Source organism: Actinomadura sp. CNU-125, assembly GCF_001942465.1.
Classification (GTDB): Bacteria; Actinomycetota; Actinomycetes; order Streptosporangiales; family Streptosporangiaceae; genus Spirillospora.
Genome location: NZ_MKJY01000076.1, coordinates 1 through 18,523 on the forward strand (window position 1 = coordinate 1; position 18,523 = coordinate 18,523).

The window sequence follows — 18,523 nt, forward strand, 5'->3', positions numbered from 1 at the left end:
CCCGCAACCCCCCGGCCCCGTCGCCCAGCGCGGCGCGGTCGCGCCCGGAACGGCGGGATCGGCGCTCGTCACATCCACAGGCGGCGCGTCTTCGCCCGGGACGGCCGCGCCCTCGCCCGTCACGACCGCGGCCGGTGCGTGTTCGCTCGGCGGGTCCGTGCTCGCGCTCGCGACGAAGCTGGGGACGGCGAAGCCGCCCGGCCCGGGTTCGAAGCCGACCTCGACCGTCATGCCGACGGCGGCGTCCTCGGGTGGGCACCCCCTGAGCCGTCCCGCCACCCGCACGCCGGGGTGGTCGGGGAACTCCACGAGGACGACGGCGTAGGGCACCGGGAGGTCGGGGAGCAGCGCTGGTGGTTGACCGTGAAGCTGTAGACCCGGCCACGGCCGGTGACCTCGACGGACGTCGTCTCGCGCGCCCGGCAGGAGCGGCACATCCCCCTCGCGGGGAACGACTCGGCCCCGCAGGACGGGCAGTGTTCGATCAGCAGACGACCCTCCGCGGCCGCCTTCCAGAACGCCTCGGTCTCCTCGGTGACGGCGGGCGGGATTCCCATCGTGGCGTCCATCGGCTCCTCGTCCGGGGCTTCTGCGCTAAGAGAGTGTCCGCTCACTATAGCTCTAGGCTAGAAAGTGAGCCTTTGCTATCTTCTGCCCTGTCGGCGCCGATCACCTCGGCGCCGCCCGGAGTCGGAGTCACTCGCGAAGGAGCCGGGGTTGTCGGACGATCGGATCATCTTCGGGGCGGCCGCGATTCCGGAACCGGACCGCGACTGGCTGGCGGCGGCCGAACGCCTCCCGATCGCGTCGGTGTGGCAGGGCGGGCACGTTCTGCCGCCGAGCGCGACCGGGGAGGCGATCACGCGCCTCGCCCTGCTGACCGCCTGGACCGAGCGGGTCCGGGTGGGCACCGCGGTCCTCCAGCTTCCGCTCTACCAGCCGGTGATCGCGGCCAAGCAGCTCGCCGACCTGGACGCCCGGTCCGGTGGACGGGTGTCGGTCGGCATCGGCGTCGGCGGCGAGTTCCGCGCCGAGTTCGACGCGGTCGGCGTACCGGTCGACGAACGCGGCCCCCGGACCGACGAGGCGATGCGGGTCCTGCGGAAGCTCTGGAAAGGCGGCCCGGTCTCCCACCACGGCCGGTTCTTCCGGTTCGACGACGTGGAACTGCGGCCGGTGCGTCCACCGGGCGGCGACGGGCCGGGGATGCGGCCGGGCGGCCCGCCGCTGCCGGTGTCCGGCCGCAAGCGCCCGGCGATGCGCCGCGCCGCCCGCCTCGGCGACGGCTGGATGCCGTACCTGATGTCCCCCGAGGCGTACGCCCGCTCGGTCGCCGCCGTCCGGGAGGAGGCCGACGCCGCCGGGCGCGACCTCGCCGGGTTCGAGTGGATGCTGTACCTCTACTGTTCCGTCCGCCGCGACGGCGACCGGGCCCGCGACGACGTCGCGGAGTTCCTCGGCGGCGGCCTACGGCGGCAAACCGGACGCGATGCTCGACCGCCTCGCGCCCGCCGGGACGCCCGACGAGGTCGCGGCGCGCCTCCAGCGGTACGTCGACGCCGGTGTCCGACACTTCGTGATCGCCCCCGCCGCGCACGCCGACACCCTCGAGATCGTCCGGCTCGCGGCCGAGGAGGTCCTGCCGCGGCTGACGGTCCCGGCCGCCGCCTCGCCGGGAGCGACCCGATGAGCGCCACCGCGCCCCCGCCGCTCGCGGGCCTCTGCGTCGTCGAGGCGGCCGTCGGCACCAGCGACCTCGGGCTCGGCGCGGCCGGGGGCGTCCCGGGCATGATCCTCGCCGACCTGGGCGCCCGCGTGGTCCGGGCGGTGGACGCGGCGGCGCCCATCGACGCGCACGTCCCGTGGGGCCGCGCGTGGCACCGCGACAAGGACGTCGTCGTCACCGGCGACCGGGACGAACTGTTCGCGCTGCTCCGCGACGCCGACGCCGCCCTCGTGTACGGACCGGAGGCGCTCGTCGAAGGCCGCGGCCTCGGCTACCGCGACCTGCGGGACGCGAACCCCTCGCTCGTCCACGCCCGCTGCCGACCCACCCGCACGTCCAAGGGCACGGTCGAGGACTACGGCCTCCTGGTGGAGGCGAACGCCGGGTTCTGCACCCAGCTCGCCGGCCACCGCCCCGGCCCGATCTTCGTCGACGCCCGCGCGTCCGGCGTCGGCACGGCCTGCCTGCTCACCGTGCAGGTGCTCGCCCTGCTGGGCCGCCGGGCCCGGACGGGCGCGGGCGGCTGGTCGGAGACGTCCCTGTACGACGGGATGCTCGCCACCCTCGGCTGCATGATCGGCCGCTCGGAGCGGGCCGCGGCCGAGATCGAGGGCTACTGGCGCAACGGGTCGACGTTCCCCAACTTCCTGTACCGCTGCGCGGACGGCGAACTGCTCCAGGTGTGGTTCGGCGGCAAGGGCATGTACCGGTCGCTGATCGAGGTGCTCGGCGACGAGCCCAGCGCCGACGGCTACTACACCGACCAGATGACCGGGAAGCTCGGCGAGCGGGCCGCGCGCTGGGTGTCGTTCTTCGCGACCCGGTCCCGTGCCGAGTGGACCCGCCTCCTGCGCGCGGCCGGTGTCGCGTGCGAACCGGTCCTCGGCCCCGGCGAGGCGCTCGCCGACCCCCATCTGGCGGAGACCGGCCTGGCCCGGACGCTCTCCGAGGACGGCCACCGCGACGTCGTCGTCGGCTCGCCGATCGCCGTGTCCCCGCTGGTTCCGGACCGTCCGTCCGGAAACCGGGCCGGTGACAGTGCGGACGGAGACAACGCGGACGCGGGCGCACTGCGGGCGTCGCCCGTCCAGGAAGAAGACCGCCCGGCAGGAGGCAACCCAGCGGGCAACACCCCGACCGGGGACGCGCTTGCGGGGGTGCGGGTCGTGGACTTCTCGGCGTTCGTCGCCGGGCCGCTCGCGGCCGAGATCCTCGCCGACCTCGGCGCCGACGTGGTCAAGGTGGAGCCGCCGGGCGGGGAGGCGATGCGCGCCGCCGCCTACGCGGTCGCGGCCTGCCAGCGGGGCAAGCGCAGCCTCGCGCTCGACATCGGGGCGCCCGAGGCGCGGCCCGTCGTCGAGCGGCTGCTGCGCGGCGCGGACGTCGTCCTGCACAACTTCCGCGTCGGCGTGTCGGAACGGCTCGGCATCGACGAGGCCACCGTCGCCGCGCTGAACCCCGACGCGGTGTACTGCCACGCCACCGCCTTCGGCGACACCGGTCCCCGCGCGTCCCTGCCCGGCAACGACGCGCTCATGCAGGCCGTGACCGGGTTCGAGCGGGCGATCGGCGGCGACGGGAACGACCCGATCGCCGCGACCTGGATACCGATCGACATGTGCGGCGGGTGGGTCGCCGCCGCCGGCGTGCTGGCCGGCCTGTACGCCCGTGCGGCGGGCGGCGGGGGACGGCGCGTCGTGACGAGCCTGCTGGGCAGCGGCATGCTGGTGCACAGCGGCGTCTTCGAACGGGACGGCGCGCTGGTGCGCGGCCCCGAGATCGACTCCGCGCAGACCGGATACGGCCCCGGCTACCGCCTGTACGAGTGCGGCGACGGCCGCTGGTTCGCGCTCGTCCTCCCCGACGCCCGGGCCTGGACGCGGCTGGCGTCCCTCCCCGAGGCCGCGGGGCTCCCGGCGGAGTACGCGCCGCTGCGGGGCGGCGCGGACGACGCGGCCGCCCGCCTCGCCGAGCGCGTCCTGGCGGCCGCGTTCGCGACGGCGGACGCCGCCGCCTGGGTCGCGCGGCTCCGCGACCTCGGGCTCGCGGCCGAACCCGTCGAGCCGCTGGACCGGGACGCCTTCCGCCGCGCCGTCCTCGACGACCCCGTCAACCGCGACCTCGGCCGCGTCGTCGAGTACGACACCGCGGACTGGGGCCGGTTCGAGCAGATCGGCCCGCTGGTGCGGTGCGGCCCCGAGCCCGCCCGCGGCCCCCGGCTGACGCTGCCCGGCATCGGCGAGCACACCGTCGAGGTCCTCACCGAGCTGGGCTTCGCGAGGGAAGAGGTCGACGCGCTCCTCGCGGCGAAGGTCGCGCGGCGGCTCGACGCCGGGGCCGTGGCGATCGGCCGTCCGTGACCGGCGACCCGGAGGAGTCCGGCATGAGCGACAACGACGGCGAGGCCGTGGAATTGGTGACCGAAATGGCGCGCCGCTTCCGCGACGGGGACCACGAGGGCGCCTTCGCGCTGCTCCACCCCCGCTTCCGCATCCAGCAGCCCGCGTCCCTGCCGCACGGCGGCTGGTACGACGGCGCCGCGGGCATGGCCGACATGGGCGCGGCGTTCGCGCGGCACTGGACCCGGACGATCGGTGAGCCGCGCATTCTCGGCCGCGGCGGCTCCGCCGTCCAGATCACCGAGCAGACGTGGACGGCCGCGTCCACCGGACGGTCCGCGACCGTCGACGTCGTCGAACTGTTCGCCGTCGCGGACGGGCTCATCAGCGAGATCCGCGTGTTCCAGCAGGACACGCACGCCCTGCTGGCGACCCTCGACCCGGACGGCCGCTGAACGCCGTTCGGGCGTTCCTTGACAGCCGAACGGGCCGGTGGAACATTAGTAACTGGGCACTCACTTAGTTAGCGTCCACTCTCACCCTCTTGCACGGCCGTCCGGAGGTGCGCGGCGATGGAGTACCGGCTGATCGATGCCGACGGGCACTACTACGAGCCCGACGACTGCTTCTCCCGACACATCGAAGCGCGCTACAAGGACCGGACCCTGCAGGTCCGGCGGGGCGACGACGGGCTGGGACGGATCTTCCTGCGCGGCGAACGCACGTTCATGAGCGTCATGCCCGGCGACTACGCCTCCGCCCCCGGCGCCCTCGAAGGATTGTTCGTGGGCGGGGTGAACGACGGCTTCACGCACCGCGAGGTGATCAACGCCAAGGACCACCCGGCGTTCATCGAGAAGTCGGCGCGGGTGGCGCTGCTGGACGAGCAGGGCCTGCAGGCGACGCTCGTCCTGCCGACCCTCGGCGTCGCCGTCGAGTACGACATGCGCGACGACGTCGGCCTGACGTACGCGAGCCTCCGCGCCTTCAACCGCTGGCTGGAGGAGGACTGGGGGTACGGCGACGACGGCCGCATCTTCGGCGTCCCGATGCTGTCGCTGCTGGACATCGACCGGGCGATGAAGGAACTCCACCGCGTCATCGAGGCGGGCGCCCGCCTGGTGCACCTCTGCCCGGGGCCGGTCGGGGGCCGGTCCCCGGCCGACCCGGTGTTCGACCCCTTCTGGGCGACCGTCGCCGAGGCGGGCGTCCCGGTCGTGTTCCACGTGTCCAACAGCGGCTACCAGCACTTCTACGGCACGCACTGGTCCGAGAACCCGTCGAACCCCTCGCACATGCAGTCCCCGCTGCAGTGGGCCCTCTGCAACACCGAGCGTCCGGTCGTGGACACCCTGATCGCACTGACGCTGCACAACCTCTTCGGCCGCCACCCCGACGTGCGGATCATCTCGATCGAGAACGGGTCGAGCTGGCTGAAGCCGCTGCTGAAGACCGTCGACAAGGCCGCGGCGCTCGGCCGCCGCGGCCCCATGATCGGCGGCGCGCTGCCGCGCCGTCCCAGCGAGGCCCTGACCGAGCACCTGTGGATCTGCCCGTTCCCCGAGGACGACGTCGGCGAGCTCATCGACGTGGTCGGCGCCGACCACGTGCTGTTCGGCTCGGACTACCCGCACCCCGAGGGCCTGCGCGAACCGCGCGACTACATCTCCCGGCTCGCCGGCTGCGACGCCGACGTCGCCGCAAGGTGCTCCGCGGCAACACCGCCGCCCTCCTCGGCCTCCCCGAACAGGAACCCGCCCGAACCTGACCGCCCCGACCCGCCCCGACCCGAACCGCCCCGACCGGCGCGAAAGCTCGCCGGTCGCCCAAGCCGGCCGTCCTCGAGAGGGGCAACCGTGAAAGTCGCCGTCGCGTACGAGGCCGGGAGCCCGGCCGTGGTCGAGGACCTGCGGGTCCCGGACATCGGGCCGCGGGACGTCCTGGTGCGGGTCACCGCGAGCGGCATCTGCCACACCGACCTCAACGTGCTGGACGGCCTGTCGGCGCTTCCGCTCCCCATCGCCCTCGGCCACGAGGCTGCGGGATCGTCGCCGAGGTCGGCGCCGAGGTGCGCCGGGCCCGGCCGGGCGACCGCGTCCTCGCGTCCGTCACCCCCGCCTGCGGCGCCTGCCGGCGCTGCCTCGACGGCATGTCGAACCACTGCGAGCTCAACCCGGCCGTCAAGGCCGCGCCCCGGTTCGAGCTCGGCGACGGCCGGTGGGCGCCCGCGGTCTGCGGCTGCGGGACGTTCGCCGAGGCGATGGTCGTGCACGAGGCGTCGGTCGTCCCCGTCGAGACCGACCTCGCCGACGAGCAGCTCGCCCTCCTCGGCTGCGGCGTCACGACCGGGCTCGGGGCCGCGCTGAACACCGCGGGCGTCGTCCCCGGCAGCAGCGTCGCGGTGATCGGCTGCGGCGGCGTCGGCCAGTCGGTGGTGCAGGGCGCCCGCATCGCCGGGGCCGCGGTCATCATCGCCGTCGACCCGGTGCCGGAACGCCGCGCGGCGGCCGCCCGCGCGGGCGCCACGCACACCGTCGACCCGGGGGAGGGGGACCCCGTCGAGCAGGTCCGGTCGCTGACCCGCGGGGACGGCGCCGACTACAGCTTCGAGGTCGTCGGGCGCCCCGAACTCATGGTCCAGGCGTTCGACATGGCGCGCGTCCAGGGCACCGTGACCCTCGTCGGGATGCCGCCCGTCGGCGAGACGTTCGCGCTGCCGGCCGTCCGGGCCGTCTTCTCGGGCAAGCGCCTCGCCGGATCGGTCGTCGGCGGCGCCCAGATCCTGCGCGACTTCCCCCGGTTCATCCGGCTCGCCGAGGCGGGCCGGCTCGATCTCGGCTCGATGGTCTCCGAACGCGTCGCGCTCGACCGGATCAACGACGGGATCGCCAAGGTGCGGCGCGCCGAAGGCGTCCGCACGGTCGTGGTCTGAGGGCGACGCGCCGTCCGGCGGTGTCGTCTCGCGGTGTCGTCCCGCGGTGGGTCTGGCGCTCGTCCGGCGCGCCGCCTACGATGGTATGTGAGCGTTCGCTTATTTAGCCTCCGTCCGTCCGGGCGGGCGGAGCGGTTGGGAGAGAACCGCAATGTCGTTCACCTGGTTCATCTCGGTAGATGACCACCTCATCGAACCGGCGCGGCTGTGGGAGGAGCGGCTGCCGGCGCGCCTGCGCGAGCGCGGGCCGCGCATCGTCCGGGACGGCGGCTCGGAGTTCTGGGTCTACGAGGACCGGCAGATCGTCACCACCGGCCTGAACGCCGTCGCCGGCAAGAAGCGGGAGGAGTTCTCGCCCGAGCCGATCACCTACGACGAGATGCGGCCCGGCTGCTACGACCCCGCCGCGCGCGTGGCCGACATGAACCAGGGCAACGTCCTCGCGTCCATGCTGTTCCCGTCGTTCCCGCGCTACTGCGGCCAGGTCTTCCACGAGGCGAAGGACAAGGACCTCGCGTTCCTCGGCGTCCGGGCGTGGAACGACTTCATCCTGGAGGAGTTCGCCGAGGCGTACCCGGGGCGCTTCATCCCCATGATGATCATCCCGCTCTGGGACCCGGTGGCGGCCGCCGCGGAGATCGAGCGGACGGCCGCGCGCGGCGCCAAGTCCATCGCGTTCTCGGAGAACCCCACCAAGCTCGGGCTGCCCTCCGTCCACACCGACCACTGGGACCCGGTGCTGCGCGCCTGCGACGAGACCGGCCTGGTCGTGTCGATGCACGTCGGCTCGTCGTCCAACCTCATCCGCACGTCCGAGGACATGCCGACGCTCGCGTTCATGGCGTACTCGGCCGCGGCCAACCAGGCGGGCACCCTGCTGGACTGGCTGTTCAGCGGCAACTTCGAGAAGTTCGGCAACCTCAAGATCGCCCTGTCGGAGGGCTCGATCGGCTGGATCCCGTACTTCCTCGAACGGGCCGAGCAGGTCGTCGACAAGCAGCGGTTCTGGGCGTCGCGCTTCGACATCGACATGAACGCCTCGCACGAGCGCGGCGAGCAGAAGGGCGCGTCGAGCTTCGACCTGGACACCGACATCCGGCGGCTGTTCAAGGACCACGTCTACGGGACGTTCATCGAGGACCAGGCGGGCATCCGGCTGCTCGACATCATCGGCGAGGACAACGTGATGCTGGAGTGCGACTACCCGCACTCCGACTCGACCTGGCCGGACACGATCCGGCTCGCGAACAAGTGGCTCGGCCACCTGCCCGACGAGGTCCAGCACAAGATCACCGTGGGCAACGCGTCCCGGATCTACGACTTCGCCCCGGCCGACCCCGCCACGATCGCCGCGGGCTGACCGGACCGGCACGACGAGGTCGCCGCACCCCGGAAGGGGGCGGCGACCTCGCCGTCCGCGTCCGCGGGACGGCCGTGCGGACGAGCGGCGCCTACGAGCCGTGCGGACGAGCGGCGCGCGTCAGGACACCGTGATGGCGCGCTCGGGACAGTTCGCGGCCGCCTCGGCGGCCTTCTTCTCCAGCCCCGCCGGGACCTCGGGCGTCTCCGCCCGCCCGTGCCCCTGCTCGTCGAGCGAGAACACCTCGGGACAGATCTCCCAGCAGCGGGCGTGCCCCTCGCACCGGTCCGGATCCACGGTGACCTTCATCGGTCGCCCTCCTTCGTCATCGTGCGTCGTGCGGCGTCGTCGTTCGGTCGGTACGTCGGAACGTCAGAACGTGGCCGACAGCGCCCAGGGCCCGTCGGGGAAGGGGCGGCCGAGCAGCTCCATGCTGTAGGCGATGCGGCCGGTCACGGCGCCGGGCGCCGCGCCGCACAGCTCCAGGGCCGCCTCCGCCATGGCGTCGGAGTCCTCGACCGGGGCGTTGTCGGGCGTGTGCGGCGAGACGACCGCGACGCCCGGCGTCATCACCAGGCCGGCGGTCCCGAGGGAGTTCACGCCCACGCCCGTGCCCTCCAGCTCGGCGGCCAGGCCGGTCGTGAGCCGGTCGAGCGCGGCCTTGCACATCCCGTACGGCGTGCAGCCGTCGCTCGCCCAGTCCGGATAAGGCGGGCCCATCGGGTGGCGCGCCTGCTTGGAGGTGATGTTCAGGATCCAGCCCCGCTCGCGCTCCACCATGCCGGGGACGGCGAGCTGGCACAGCCGGAACGGCGCGTGCACCATCATCTGGAACATCAGCGCGTAGCGGCGCGGACGGATGTCGAGCGCGGGCCCGTAGAAGTTCACGCCCGCGTTGTTCACCAGGGTGTCCAGCGGCCCGAGCGCCGCCTCGGCGCGCTCCACCACGGTCTCGACGTCGTCCGGGACGGTGAGGTCGGCGGGGATCGCCTCGACCCGGCCGCCCTTCGCGCGGATGCGCGCGACGACCTCGTCGAGCGACCCGGGGAGGGCCGACGTCCCGGCGCCGACCGTCCGCGCCACCAGGGCGACCGCCGCGCCCTCGGCCGCGAACCGCTCGGCGATGTACTGCCCGATGCCGCGGCTTGCGCCGGTGACGAGCGCCACCCGGCCGTTCATCGATCCCATCAGCACTCCCAGCGTGAGCCGTCGGAGGGGCGCACCGAACCGCGCCCCACTTTAGCAAAGTGAACGCACACTCTCTCTGATTCGAACAGGTGACGTGTCCGTACCGCCCGGACTATGGTAAGTGAATACATGCTCAGTTAGGTTGAACGTACACCACCGAGCCGCCGCCGCACCGCTCCGGGCGAGAGGACGGGATCCATGCATGACATCGTGATTCGGCAGGGCGACGTCGTCGACGGCACGGGCGCCGCCCCCGTGCGCGCCGACGTCGCCATCGACGGCGACCGCGTCACCGCCGTCGGCGTCGTCGAGGACGCGGGACGGCGCGAGATCGACGCCGCCGGGCGGTTCGTGACGCCCGGCTTCATCGACGTGCACACCCACCTCGACGCGCAGCTCTTCTGGGAACCCGCGGCCACCCCCTCGTCCCGGCACGGCGTCACGACCGTCGTGATGGGCAACTGCGGCGTCACGTTCGCGCCCGTCCGTCCCGGCCAGGAGTCCTACCTGGCCGGGATGATGGAGTCGGTCGAGGACATCCCCGCCGACTCGATCATGGACGGCCTCGACTGGGGCTGGGAGACCTACGGCGAGTACCTGCGGGCGCTCGGCCGGCGGGAGATCGGCGTCAACGCGGGCGGCCTCATCGGCCACTCCGCGCTGCGCCACTACGTGATGGGGGAGCGCGGCCTCGACGAGGCCCCCGCCACCGCCGACGACGTCCGCGCCATGGCCGCCGTCGTGGCCGAGGCCATGGACGGCGGCGCGCTCGGCTTCTCGACGTCGCGCACCTTCATGCACCGCGTCCCCGACGGGCGTCCGGTGCCCGGCACCTACGCCACCCCCGACGAACTCGAAGCCATCGCCGCCGTCCTGGCCGAACGCGGCCGCGGCACCTTCCAGGTCGTGCCCCGCATCGGCGAGCGGGACGGCGCCGAGCGGCGCAACTCCATCGCGGAGATGGCCTGGATGGAGCGGGTGAGCCGCGCCTCGCGCCGTCCGCTCACCTTCTCGATCATGCAGAGCGACCGCCGTCCCGGCCTCTGGTCGTGGGTGATGGACGAGGTCGCCGCGGCGCGCGGGCGCGGCGCCGACGTCCGTCCGATGACGGCCGTGCGGGGCAGCGCGATCGTCTACGGCCTGGTGGCCCGGACGCCCTACGACGCGCTGCCCGGGTGGGCCGCGCTCATGGCCGAGCCGTTCGCGTCCCGGCTGAAGACGCTGGCCGACCCGGCGGCGCGGGCCCGCCTCGCCGCGGAGGCCGAGCGCCCCGCGGACCTGTCGGGGCCGCTGGCGCCCAAGGACCCGGCCAAGATGTACCTGCTCCCCCCGGGCCCCGCCGGGTACGACGTGAGCCCGGCCAACAGCCTCGCCGCCGAGGCCGCCCGGCGCGGCACGACCCCCGCCCGCGCGCTGCTCGACTACACGGTCGAGACCGGCGGCCTCGGCCTGCTGTACTACCCGGTGCTCAACCAGGACCTCGACGCGGTCGCCGAGATGATCACCAACCCGGACGTCGTCGTGGGCGTCGCCGACGCCGGAGCCCACGTGGCGCTGACCATGGACGCGGGCAACTCGACCTACTTCCTCAAGCACTGGGTGCGCGACCAGGAGCTCCTCGGCATCGGCCGCGCCGTCCGGAAGCTGACGCTGGAGGGCGCGGACCTGTTCGGCGTCCCCGACCGCGGCGTCCTGCGGCCGGGCGCCTTCGCCGACGTGAACGTCCTCGACCTGGACGCCCTCGACCTCGACGCCCCGGAGATGGCGGCCGACCTCCCGCTCGGCGCGAACCGCTTCGTGCAGCGCGCCCGCGGCTACGACTACACGCTCGTCAACGGCGACGTCATCGTCGACCACGACGAGCCCACCGGCAAGCTCCCCGGCCGGGTGGTGACCCCCGCCTGAAGGACCCCCACGCGGACGGGCGCGCGCACAGGGACGGGGACGCCCGCGCGCCCGTCAGGCGGTGCGGGGGAGGACCTCGTCCGCCCACTCGGACAGGAGCGGGGCGAGCAGGGGCCAGCGCACGAACAGGCCGGGGGCCTCCCCGGACGAGCGCGCCGCCTGCCGCTCGCGCCACTCCGCGTCCCCCCACGGCGGCTCCGCGAGCCGGGCTCGCGGCAGCGCCCGGGCGACCCGCTCCGACGTCTCGCGCCGGTGGTGGATGTCGCTCGCGCCGCTGCGCAGGACGAGCGCCGGGACGTCGAGGCCGCGCGCGTCCGCGTCGGGCAGTCCCGGGACGAGTTCGCCGTCGCGGGGGCAGTACGCCGCCATCCACCGTTCGAGCGTCGCGACGAACTCCGCCGGGTCGGCGTCCAGGATGCGCCGCCGGTTGCCCGGATTGCGCCGGATGACCTCCGCCCACTCGGGCAGCGCGGCGACGGCCTCCATGCCGCCGTCCCACGCCGCCCGGATCGACGCGGCGCAGTAGTGGTTCCCGATGGTCAGCAGGCCGAAGACGCCGCCGCTGATCCACCACAGCGCGACCCCCGCGGCGACCTCGCGGTGGTGCGCGGCGGTCAGCAGCGACACCCGGGAGCCGCCCGAGCCCCCGGCGAGCACCGCGGGCGCCATGTCGAGGCGCTCCAGCAGCCCGGCCAGCGCCCGCGCCTGCATGGCCGACTCGGTGACGCCGCCGAAGCACACGTCCGATTCGCCGGTGTTCGGCCGGTCCCAGACGAGCACCCGGTCGCCGCGCCCGGCCCCGGCCAGCGCGGCCGCCAGCTCGCGGACGCCCGGCGAGTCCTTGCTCTCGCGCCCGCCCGGGGTCACGACCCACGAGCGCCCGTCCCCGTTCGCGCCGTCGCCGATCACGTCGTAGCCGATCGTCAGTCCGTCCACGCTTGCCGTCGCCATGGCGCCGAAGTTACTATGAAACCAAGTTGTTAGGGAATGCTTACTTAGTTATGACCGGCCGTTCCTGAGGGGAAGTGGCAGCATGACGAGCCGTGCAGCGCTGATCGTCGCGGGCGCCCGGACCGCGATCGGGACCGCCCGCAAGGGCTCCCTGGCCGACGTCGACGCGCTCGAACTGGGCGCGAAGGCGGTCGCCGAGGCCGTCCGGCGCTCCGGGATCCCGGCCGGGCGGGTGGACGACGTCGTGCTGGGGGAGTCCCTCTACGGCGGCGGGGCCATCGGCCGGCACGCCGCGATCGAGGCCGGGCTCGTGCACGCGCCGGGCATCGCGCACAACCGGCACTGCGCGTCCGGCCTCGCCGCGCTGCAGACCGCCGCGGCCTCGGTCATGGCGGGCATGGACCGCGTCGTCGTCGCCGGGGGCGTCCAGTCGAGCTCCACCGCGCCCACGACGAACCGGCGCATTCCGGGCACCGACGAGTGGGAGGACGACTGGCTCGCCCCCAGCCATCCCGAGACCCCCGACGCCCCCATCCGGGACATGACGATCACGGTCGGCCAGAACGCGGCGGTGAAGGCCGGAATCGGACGCGCGGAGATGGACGCGTGGGCCCTGCGATCCCACCGGCGCGCCGTCGCCGGGATCGACGCGGGAAGCTTCGCCGACGAGATCTTCCCGCTCGAAGTGCGGCGACGCGACGGGACGGCGTTCACCTTCGAGGTCGACGAGCACCCGCGACGCGGTTCGACCATGGAGAAGCTCGCGTCCCTGAAGCCGCTGCACCCCGAGATCGAGGGCTTCGCCATCACCGCCGGGAACTCCGCCGGGGTGAACGACGGCGCGGCCGCGATGGTCGTCACCGACCGGGACGTCGCCGCGGAGCACGGCCTCGAACCGCTGGCGATCGTGCGGGCGTGGGCGTCGGCCGGGGTGCCGCCCGCGGAGACCGGCCTGGCCCCGCCCCCCGCGATCCGCAGGGCGCTCGACCGGGCCGGCATGTCCGTCGGGGACGTCGACCTCTGGGAGATCAACGAGGCGTTCGCCTCGGTGAGCATCGCCGCGACCCGCGAACTGGGACTGGACGAGGACACCGTGAACGTCCTCGGCAGCGGCTGCAGCCTGGGGCATCCCGTCGCGATGACCGGCGCGCGGATGGTGCTCACGCTCGCCTGGGAGCTGCGCCGCCGGGGCGGCGGCGTCGGCGTTGCGGCGATGTGCGCGGGCGGCGGAATGGGCAGCGCGGTCGTGCTCGAAGTCCCGCCCGCGCCCTGACCCCCGTCCGGACACAGGCCCGGGGACGGACGTCCGGACGGACGCCCGTCCCGGGTCAGCGCCGCCGGCGCGCCGGCTCGATGGCCGGGAAGAACCCCTTGACGGTGCCCTCGCTGATCAGCGAGATCGCGCGATGGCGGTCGAACCCGCGGCTGTGGTGGCTCTCCAGCGCGAGGACGAACGCGATGCCCATCACGGCCCGCGCCGAGATGTCCGGCGACTCGAACGGGAAGCCGTACCGGTCCTCCACCTCGCGCCAGGCTTCGGCGAGCCGGTCCATGGCCACGGAGAAGTTCTCCCGGTAGAACCGGCGCGCGACCTGCGGGTCGCCGAAGAGCACCAGCCCGAGCAGCGGCAGGACCTCCTCCAGCGTGGAGATGAGCTGCCGGTACAGGCCGGTCATCGTCTTGAGCTGCAGCTCGGGCGTGAGCGGCTGGTCGCGGTCCACGGTCGCCGTCGCGGCGACCAGATCGTCCACCGCCTCCTTGAGCGGCTCGACGACCGCCTCGAAGAAGAGCTGCTCCTTGCTCTCGAAATGGCGGTAGATCACGCCCTCGCTGATGCCGCTGTGCTCGGCGATCACCTTGATGGTCGTGCCGCTCATGTCGCCGGACTCGGTGAACGCCCGCCGCGCGGCGGCGAGGATCGAGCTCCGGCGGGCCTCCGCGGTGAGCCGGCGGCGCGGCCGCGGGGCGTCCCCGGCGGGCTGCGACGACTGTGCGGGCGTACTCGTCACGGGCGCGCCCCGCTCCCGGGACGCGTTCCCCCTGTAGTGAGTGTGCACATACTTTCTATAGTAGATGCTGCGGCGCCGCGCGGAGGGCGACGCGGGCGAACCGGCCGCCCCAATGAAGAAAGCCCCGGCCCCCTGCGGGGGACGAGGCTTCTGTGGTGTGGTGGGCGATACTGGGATTGAACCAGTGACCTCTACCGTGTCAAGGTAGCGCTCTCCCACTGAGCTAATCGCCCGGCTCCGACGCCTCCGGGGGAGGCTCGGCATCGAGGTGGAGACGGGATTTGAACCCGTGTACACGGCTTTGCAGGCCGTTGCCTCGCCTCTCGGCCACTCCACCAGAAGAGACCCTCTGGTTTCACAGCCGAAAGGCCCCTCAGAGCGGAAGACGGGATTTGAACCCGCGACCCTCACCTTGGCAAGGTGATGCTCTACCCCTGAGCCACTTCCGCTTGTCTGCTTCCCGGCCCTTCCGGCCCGTTCGGCGACGTGGAAAACATTAGCGCGTCTCGGCGCGATGCGCGAACCGATTGCCCCGGCGAGCCGTCCGGGGACGCTTCGGCGCAGGTCGAAGCGTCCGTCGCCTAGGGTTGCCGGCATGGCCACCGAGGATGTCGTCGCCGCGGATTTCGCCCCGGTCGCGGCGCTGCTGGCGGACCGGGCGCGCGCCGCGATGCTCACGGCGCTGCTGGACGAGCAGCCCGCTCGCCGCCGGCGAACTGGCCCGGGCGGCGGGCGTCGGGCCGTCCACCGCGAGCGCGCACCTGGCACGGCTGCTCGACGGCGGCCTCGTCACGGTGCTCAGCCAGGGACGGCACCGGTACTACGAACTGCGGGACGCCGAGGCGGCGCAGCTCGTCGAGACGCTGTCGCGGATGAGCCCGCCCGTCCGCGTGCGGAGCCTGCGGCAGTCGGGCGAGGCGCGCCGCCTCCACCGGGCGCGCACCTGCTACGACCACCTCGCCGGGCAGGCGGGCGTCGCGCTGTTCGCCGCGCTCCTGGACGGCGGCCTGCTGGAGCCCGACGCCGACGGCTACACCACGACGGACAAGGGCGACGGGCAACTGGCAGCCCTCGGCCTGGACGTCGCGGCCGTGCGGCGCTCGCGCCGCCGGTTCGCCTGGCGCTGCCTCGACTGGACCGAGCGGCGCCCGCACCTCAACGGCGCCCTCGCCGCCGCGCTGACCGGCCGGATGATCGACCTCGGCTGGTTCGAGCGCGCGCCGCGCCCCGCGCCCTGACGGTGACCGACGCGGGCCTCGCCGGGCTCGCCGGATCGTTCGGCTGCGTCCTGCCGTGACCACCGGGCAGGCCCCGCCGTTCGCGTACGCCGGGGGAATGCTCGCCACCGGGCTCGCCGACGTCACCACCGACCCCGCCGCCCTCGACTCGCGCGGCTGGTGGGCCGTCGTCGTCACCTACGAGGGAAAAGTCACGTGCGCCCGGTTCGCCGACGTCCGGCGGGCGCCCCACCCGGACGGCGCCTGGCGCGCGCCCGGCGCCTGGACGACCTCGCTCGACGAAGCCGCCTACGTCGCGGGCGTCGCGACGATCCGCGCCGCGATCGCCGATGGCATCGTCTACCAGGCGAACCTGTGCCGCGTCCTGTCCGCGCCGATCGCGCCGGACGCCGACATCGCCGGGCTCGGCGCGCGGCTGGCCGCGGGCAACCCGGCGCCGCACGCGATGACCGTCCGGCTCCCCGGCCTCGCGGTCGCCTGCGCGTCCCCCGAGCTGTACCTCGCGCGCGACGGCGCCGCGGTGACGTCCCGTCCGATCAAGGGCACCGGCCGGACGGCCCGCGACCTGCTGCCCAAGGACCGGGCGGAGAACGTGATGATCGTCGACCTGGTCCGCAACGACCTGGGCCGCGTCGCCGCGCCCGGGACGGTCCGCGTCCCCGCGCTGTGCGAGGTCGAGGAGCACCCGGGACTGGTGCACCTCGTGTCGACCGTCGACGCCCGGATCGTCCCCGGCACCGGCTGGCCGGAACTCCTCGCCGCGACGTTTCCTCCCGGTTCGGTCACCGGCGCCCCGAAGTCGAGCGCGCTGACCCTGCTCGAAGAACTCGAACCCGTCCCCCGGGGGCCGTACTGTGGAGGCATCGGCTGGGTGGACGCGGACGCCCGGCGCGGCGCCCTCGCGGTGGGCATCCGGACCTTCTGGGAAGAGGACGGCCTGCTCCGCTTCGGCACCGGCGCCGGGATCACGTGGGGGTCCGATCCACACCGGGAATGGCGCGAGACAGAGCTGAAGGCGGCTCGCCTTCTGGAGGTGGCGTCCGGGTGACGGAACAGGTCTGGATCAACGGGGAACTGATCGACGCCGCACGTGCGTCGGTGTCGGTGTTCGACCACGGCGTCCTCGTCGGGGACGGGGTCTTCGAGACCGTCAAGGCCCAGCACGGGGAGCCGTTCGCGCTCACCCGGCACCTGAAGCGCCTCGCCCGCTCCGCCGCCGCGCTCGGCCTCCCCGAACCCGACCACGACACCCTCGCCCAGGGCACCCTCGAAGTGCTGGCCGCCGCGCCCCGCTGGCCGCTCGGCCGCGTCCGCATCACCTTCACCAGCGGCCCCGGCCCCCTCGGCTCCGCGCGCGGCGACGCCGGGCCGACCATCACGATCATCGCCGCCGAGCAGAAGCCGTTCCCGGCCACCGGCGACGTCACGGTCGTCCCGTGGACCCGCAACGAGCACGGCGCGCTGACCGGCGTCAAGAGCACCTCCTACGCCGAGAACGCGCTCGCGCTCGGCTACGCCGCCGAGCGGGGGAGCGGCGAGGCGATCTTCGCCAACACCGCCGGGAACTCTGCGAGGGCACCGGCAGCAACGTCTTCGTCGTCCGCGGCGGGCGCCTGCTCACGCCGCCGCTGTCGTCCGGCTGCCTGGCGGGAATCACCCGCGAGCTGACGCTCGAATGGTGCGGCGGCGAGGAGGAGGACCTCCCCCTCGACGACCTCCACCGCGCCGACGAGGCGTTCCTGACGTCCACGACGCGCGACGTCCAGCCGATCCGCGCCGTGGACGGCACCGCCCTGCCGTCCGCGCCGGGACCCATCACCCTCAAGGCCATGGAGGCGTTCGCCGCCCGCGCCGCCGAGCTGATGGACCCCTGACGCGATCTCACCCCTCGACGGCCTTGAGGCCGATCACGCCGGCCAGGATCAGCGCCAGGCACGTCACCCGCAGCGGGGAGACGCTCTCGCCGAGCGCCGCCATCCCGGTGACCGCCACGCCCAGCGACCCGAGCCCGACCCAGACGGCGTAGGCCGTCCCGACCGGCAGGTCCCGGAGCGCCAGCGTGAGCACCACCACGCTCAGCAGGCACACCGGGACGCCGATCACCGTCGGCCACAGCCGCGTGAACCCGTCCGACTGCTTCAGCGCCGTCGCCCACACCAGCTCCATCGCGGCGGCGACGACGAGCAGAATCCACGGCATCCGGATCACGCCGCGTAGCCGCCGTCGACCGCGATCGCGGCCCCGGTCACGTAGTCGCCGCCGGGCCCGGACAGGTGCGCGACCATCGCCGCGACGTCGTCCGGGCTCCCGTACCGGCCGAGCGCGGCGTGCGCCCGCTCGTGCTCCGCGTCGGGCCCGTCCGCCGGGTTCATCTCGGTGTCGGTCGATCCGGGGTGGACCACCACGGCGTTGACGCCGCGCGGCCCCAGGTCCCTCGCCAGCCCCTTCGTCAGCCCGAGCAGCGCCGACTTGCTCATCGCGTAGAGCGTCCAGCCCGGGTCGGGCACCCGCTCGGCCATCGAACTGCCCACGCTGATGATCCGGCCGCCCGGCCCGAGGTGCCGCGCCGCCGCCTGCGCCGCCAGGTACGCCGCCCGGACGTGGACGGCCAGCACCCGGTCGACCTCGTCGCGGCGCACGTCCTCCAGCGGCCCGTAGGGCGAGATCCCGGCGTTGTTCACCAGGACGTCGAGCCGGCCAGGTCCGCCGCCGCCCGGTCGACCGCCCGGACGACCGCGTCCGGATCGCCCGCGTCCGCCCGGATCGCGAAGCCGCGCCGCCCGTGCCCCTCGATGTCCGCGTCCACCGACGCGCGCGATCGTCCGCCCGCAGGTAGGTGATCGCGACGTCCGCGCCCTCCGCCGCCAGCCGCCGG

The 18,523-nt window shown here is 74.0% G+C and carries 16 protein-coding genes, 3 tRNA genes and 3 pseudogenes; 10 read left to right on the top strand and 12 right to left on the bottom strand.

Annotated features, from left to right (window positions below; all coding sequences use genetic code 11):
* Together BJF79_RS59220 and BJF79_RS59225 are read right to left on the bottom strand one after the other, a co-directional pair.
* On the bottom strand, nucleotides 1-330 hold a 330-nt coding region (locus BJF79_RS59220; RefSeq protein ID WP_410050069.1), incomplete at its 3' end, for an OB-fold domain-containing protein.
* The gene (locus BJF79_RS59225) at nucleotides 228-569 is read right to left on the bottom strand and encodes a Zn-ribbon domain-containing OB-fold protein (RefSeq protein ID WP_262401805.1); all 342 of its coding nucleotides are present in this window, start codon (nucleotides 567-569) and stop codon (nucleotides 228-230) included. The genes BJF79_RS59225 and BJF79_RS59220, both read right to left, overlap by 103 nt.
* A gap of 148 nt (nucleotides 570-717) precedes the next feature.
* Here BJF79_RS59225 and BJF79_RS10320 point away from each other — a divergent pair, with 148 nt between their 5' ends.
* The 5 genes and pseudogenes from BJF79_RS10320 (at nucleotide 718) to BJF79_RS10340 (ending at nucleotide 8,357) form a co-directional block, all read left to right on the top strand.
* Entirely contained in the window at nucleotides 718-4,086 is a 3,369-nt protein-coding gene (locus tag BJF79_RS10320; protein WP_158079146.1) for an LLM class flavin-dependent oxidoreductase, read from the top strand.
* 23 nt (nucleotides 4,087-4,109) lie between these two features.
* On the top strand, nucleotides 4,110-4,520 hold the full coding sequence (locus BJF79_RS10325) for a nuclear transport factor 2 family protein (protein WP_075896626.1): 411 nt from the start codon (nucleotides 4,110-4,112) through the stop codon (nucleotides 4,518-4,520).
* Nucleotides 4,521-4,802: 282 nt separating this feature from the next.
* Nucleotides 4,803-6,301, top strand: a pseudogene (locus BJF79_RS10330) (amidohydrolase family protein); the annotation flags it as partial.
* 30 nt (nucleotides 6,302-6,331) lie between these two features.
* Complete coding sequence (locus tag BJF79_RS59230) at nucleotides 6,332-6,997, top strand: zinc-binding dehydrogenase (RefSeq protein ID WP_262401807.1); 666 nt, start codon at nucleotides 6,332-6,334, stop codon at nucleotides 6,995-6,997.
* A 151-nt stretch (nucleotides 6,998-7,148) separates the two neighbouring features.
* Nucleotides 7,149-8,357, top strand: coding sequence for an amidohydrolase family protein (locus BJF79_RS10340; protein ID WP_075896614.1), 1,209 nt, complete (start codon nucleotides 7,149-7,151; stop codon nucleotides 8,355-8,357).
* Between the two features lie 120 nt (nucleotides 8,358-8,477).
* Here the strand turns inward: BJF79_RS10340 and BJF79_RS10345 are convergent, their stop codons facing one another.
* The gene (locus BJF79_RS10345) at nucleotides 8,478-8,666 is read right to left on the bottom strand and encodes a ferredoxin (protein ID WP_075896616.1); all 189 of its coding nucleotides are present in this window, start codon (nucleotides 8,664-8,666) and stop codon (nucleotides 8,478-8,480) included.
* A gap of 63 nt (nucleotides 8,667-8,729) precedes the next feature.
* Nucleotides 8,730-9,545, bottom strand: coding sequence for an SDR family NAD(P)-dependent oxidoreductase (locus tag BJF79_RS10350; protein ID WP_075896628.1), 816 nt, complete (start codon nucleotides 9,543-9,545; stop codon nucleotides 8,730-8,732).
* Nucleotides 9,546-9,743: 198 nt separating this feature from the next.
* Between BJF79_RS10350 and BJF79_RS10355 the strand changes: the two genes are divergently transcribed.
* Nucleotides 9,744-11,450, top strand: a complete 1,707-nt coding sequence (locus BJF79_RS10355; RefSeq protein ID WP_075896618.1) for an N-acyl-D-amino-acid deacylase family protein — start codon at nucleotides 9,744-9,746, stop codon at nucleotides 11,448-11,450.
* A gap of 54 nt (nucleotides 11,451-11,504) precedes the next feature.
* On the opposite strand, the gene BJF79_RS10360 is transcribed toward BJF79_RS10355, so the two are convergent.
* Nucleotides 11,505-12,386 (bottom strand): alpha/beta fold hydrolase, encoded by an 882-nt coding sequence (locus BJF79_RS10360; RefSeq protein ID WP_262401808.1) that lies wholly within the window; start codon nucleotides 12,384-12,386, stop codon nucleotides 11,505-11,507.
* Between the two features lie 97 nt (nucleotides 12,387-12,483).
* On the opposite strand from BJF79_RS10360, the gene BJF79_RS10365 reads away from it, so the two are divergent.
* Nucleotides 12,484-13,674, top strand: a complete 1,191-nt coding sequence (locus BJF79_RS10365) for a thiolase family protein (RefSeq protein WP_075896622.1) — start codon at nucleotides 12,484-12,486, stop codon at nucleotides 13,672-13,674.
* A gap of 55 nt (nucleotides 13,675-13,729) precedes the next feature.
* Here the strand turns inward: BJF79_RS10365 and BJF79_RS10370 are convergent, their stop codons facing one another.
* From BJF79_RS10370 to BJF79_RS10385, 4 genes are all read right to left on the bottom strand, one after another.
* On the bottom strand, nucleotides 13,730-14,458 hold the full coding sequence (locus tag BJF79_RS10370; RefSeq protein ID WP_262401809.1) for a TetR/AcrR family transcriptional regulator: 729 nt from the start codon (nucleotides 14,456-14,458) through the stop codon (nucleotides 13,730-13,732).
* A gap of 110 nt (nucleotides 14,459-14,568) precedes the next feature.
* Nucleotides 14,569-14,643: transfer RNA gene (locus BJF79_RS10375), tRNA-Val, on the bottom strand.
* A 33-nt stretch (nucleotides 14,644-14,676) separates the two neighbouring features.
* Nucleotides 14,677-14,747 (bottom strand) — tRNA-Cys (locus BJF79_RS10380).
* Between the two features lie 40 nt (nucleotides 14,748-14,787).
* Nucleotides 14,788-14,859: transfer RNA gene (locus tag BJF79_RS10385), tRNA-Gly, on the bottom strand.
* Nucleotides 14,860-15,018: 159 nt separating this feature from the next.
* On the opposite strand from BJF79_RS10385, the gene BJF79_RS10390 reads away from it, so the two are divergent.
* From BJF79_RS10390 to BJF79_RS10400, 3 genes and pseudogenes are all read left to right on the top strand, one after another.
* Nucleotides 15,019-15,648 (top strand): helix-turn-helix domain-containing protein, encoded by a 630-nt coding sequence (locus BJF79_RS10390; protein ID WP_262401810.1) that lies wholly within the window; start codon nucleotides 15,019-15,021, stop codon nucleotides 15,646-15,648.
* 55 nt (nucleotides 15,649-15,703) lie between these two features.
* Nucleotides 15,704-16,696 carry a chorismate-binding protein gene (locus tag BJF79_RS10395; RefSeq protein WP_262401811.1) on the top strand — a complete coding sequence of 331 codons (993 nt, stop codon included), beginning with the start codon at nucleotides 15,704-15,706 and terminating at the stop codon, nucleotides 16,694-16,696.
* A pseudogene (locus BJF79_RS10400) lies at nucleotides 16,642-17,522 on the top strand (aminotransferase class IV). Before BJF79_RS10395 ends, BJF79_RS10400 begins: the two are co-directional and overlap by 55 nt.
* A 7-nt stretch (nucleotides 17,523-17,529) precedes the next feature.
* On the opposite strand, the gene BJF79_RS10405 reads toward BJF79_RS10400, so the two are convergent.
* The 3 genes and pseudogenes from BJF79_RS10405 to BJF79_RS59235 form a co-directional block, all read right to left on the bottom strand.
* Complete coding sequence (locus BJF79_RS10405) at nucleotides 17,530-17,847, bottom strand: DMT family transporter (RefSeq protein ID WP_075896632.1); 318 nt, start codon at nucleotides 17,845-17,847, stop codon at nucleotides 17,530-17,532.
* A gap of 5 nt (nucleotides 17,848-17,852) precedes the next feature.
* Complete coding sequence (locus BJF79_RS10410) at nucleotides 17,853-18,329, bottom strand: SDR family NAD(P)-dependent oxidoreductase (RefSeq protein WP_262401812.1); 477 nt, start codon at nucleotides 18,327-18,329, stop codon at nucleotides 17,853-17,855.
* Nucleotides 18,326-18,523, bottom strand: a pseudogene (locus BJF79_RS59235) (hypothetical protein); the annotation flags it as partial. The gene BJF79_RS10410 and the pseudogene BJF79_RS59235, both read right to left, overlap by 4 nt.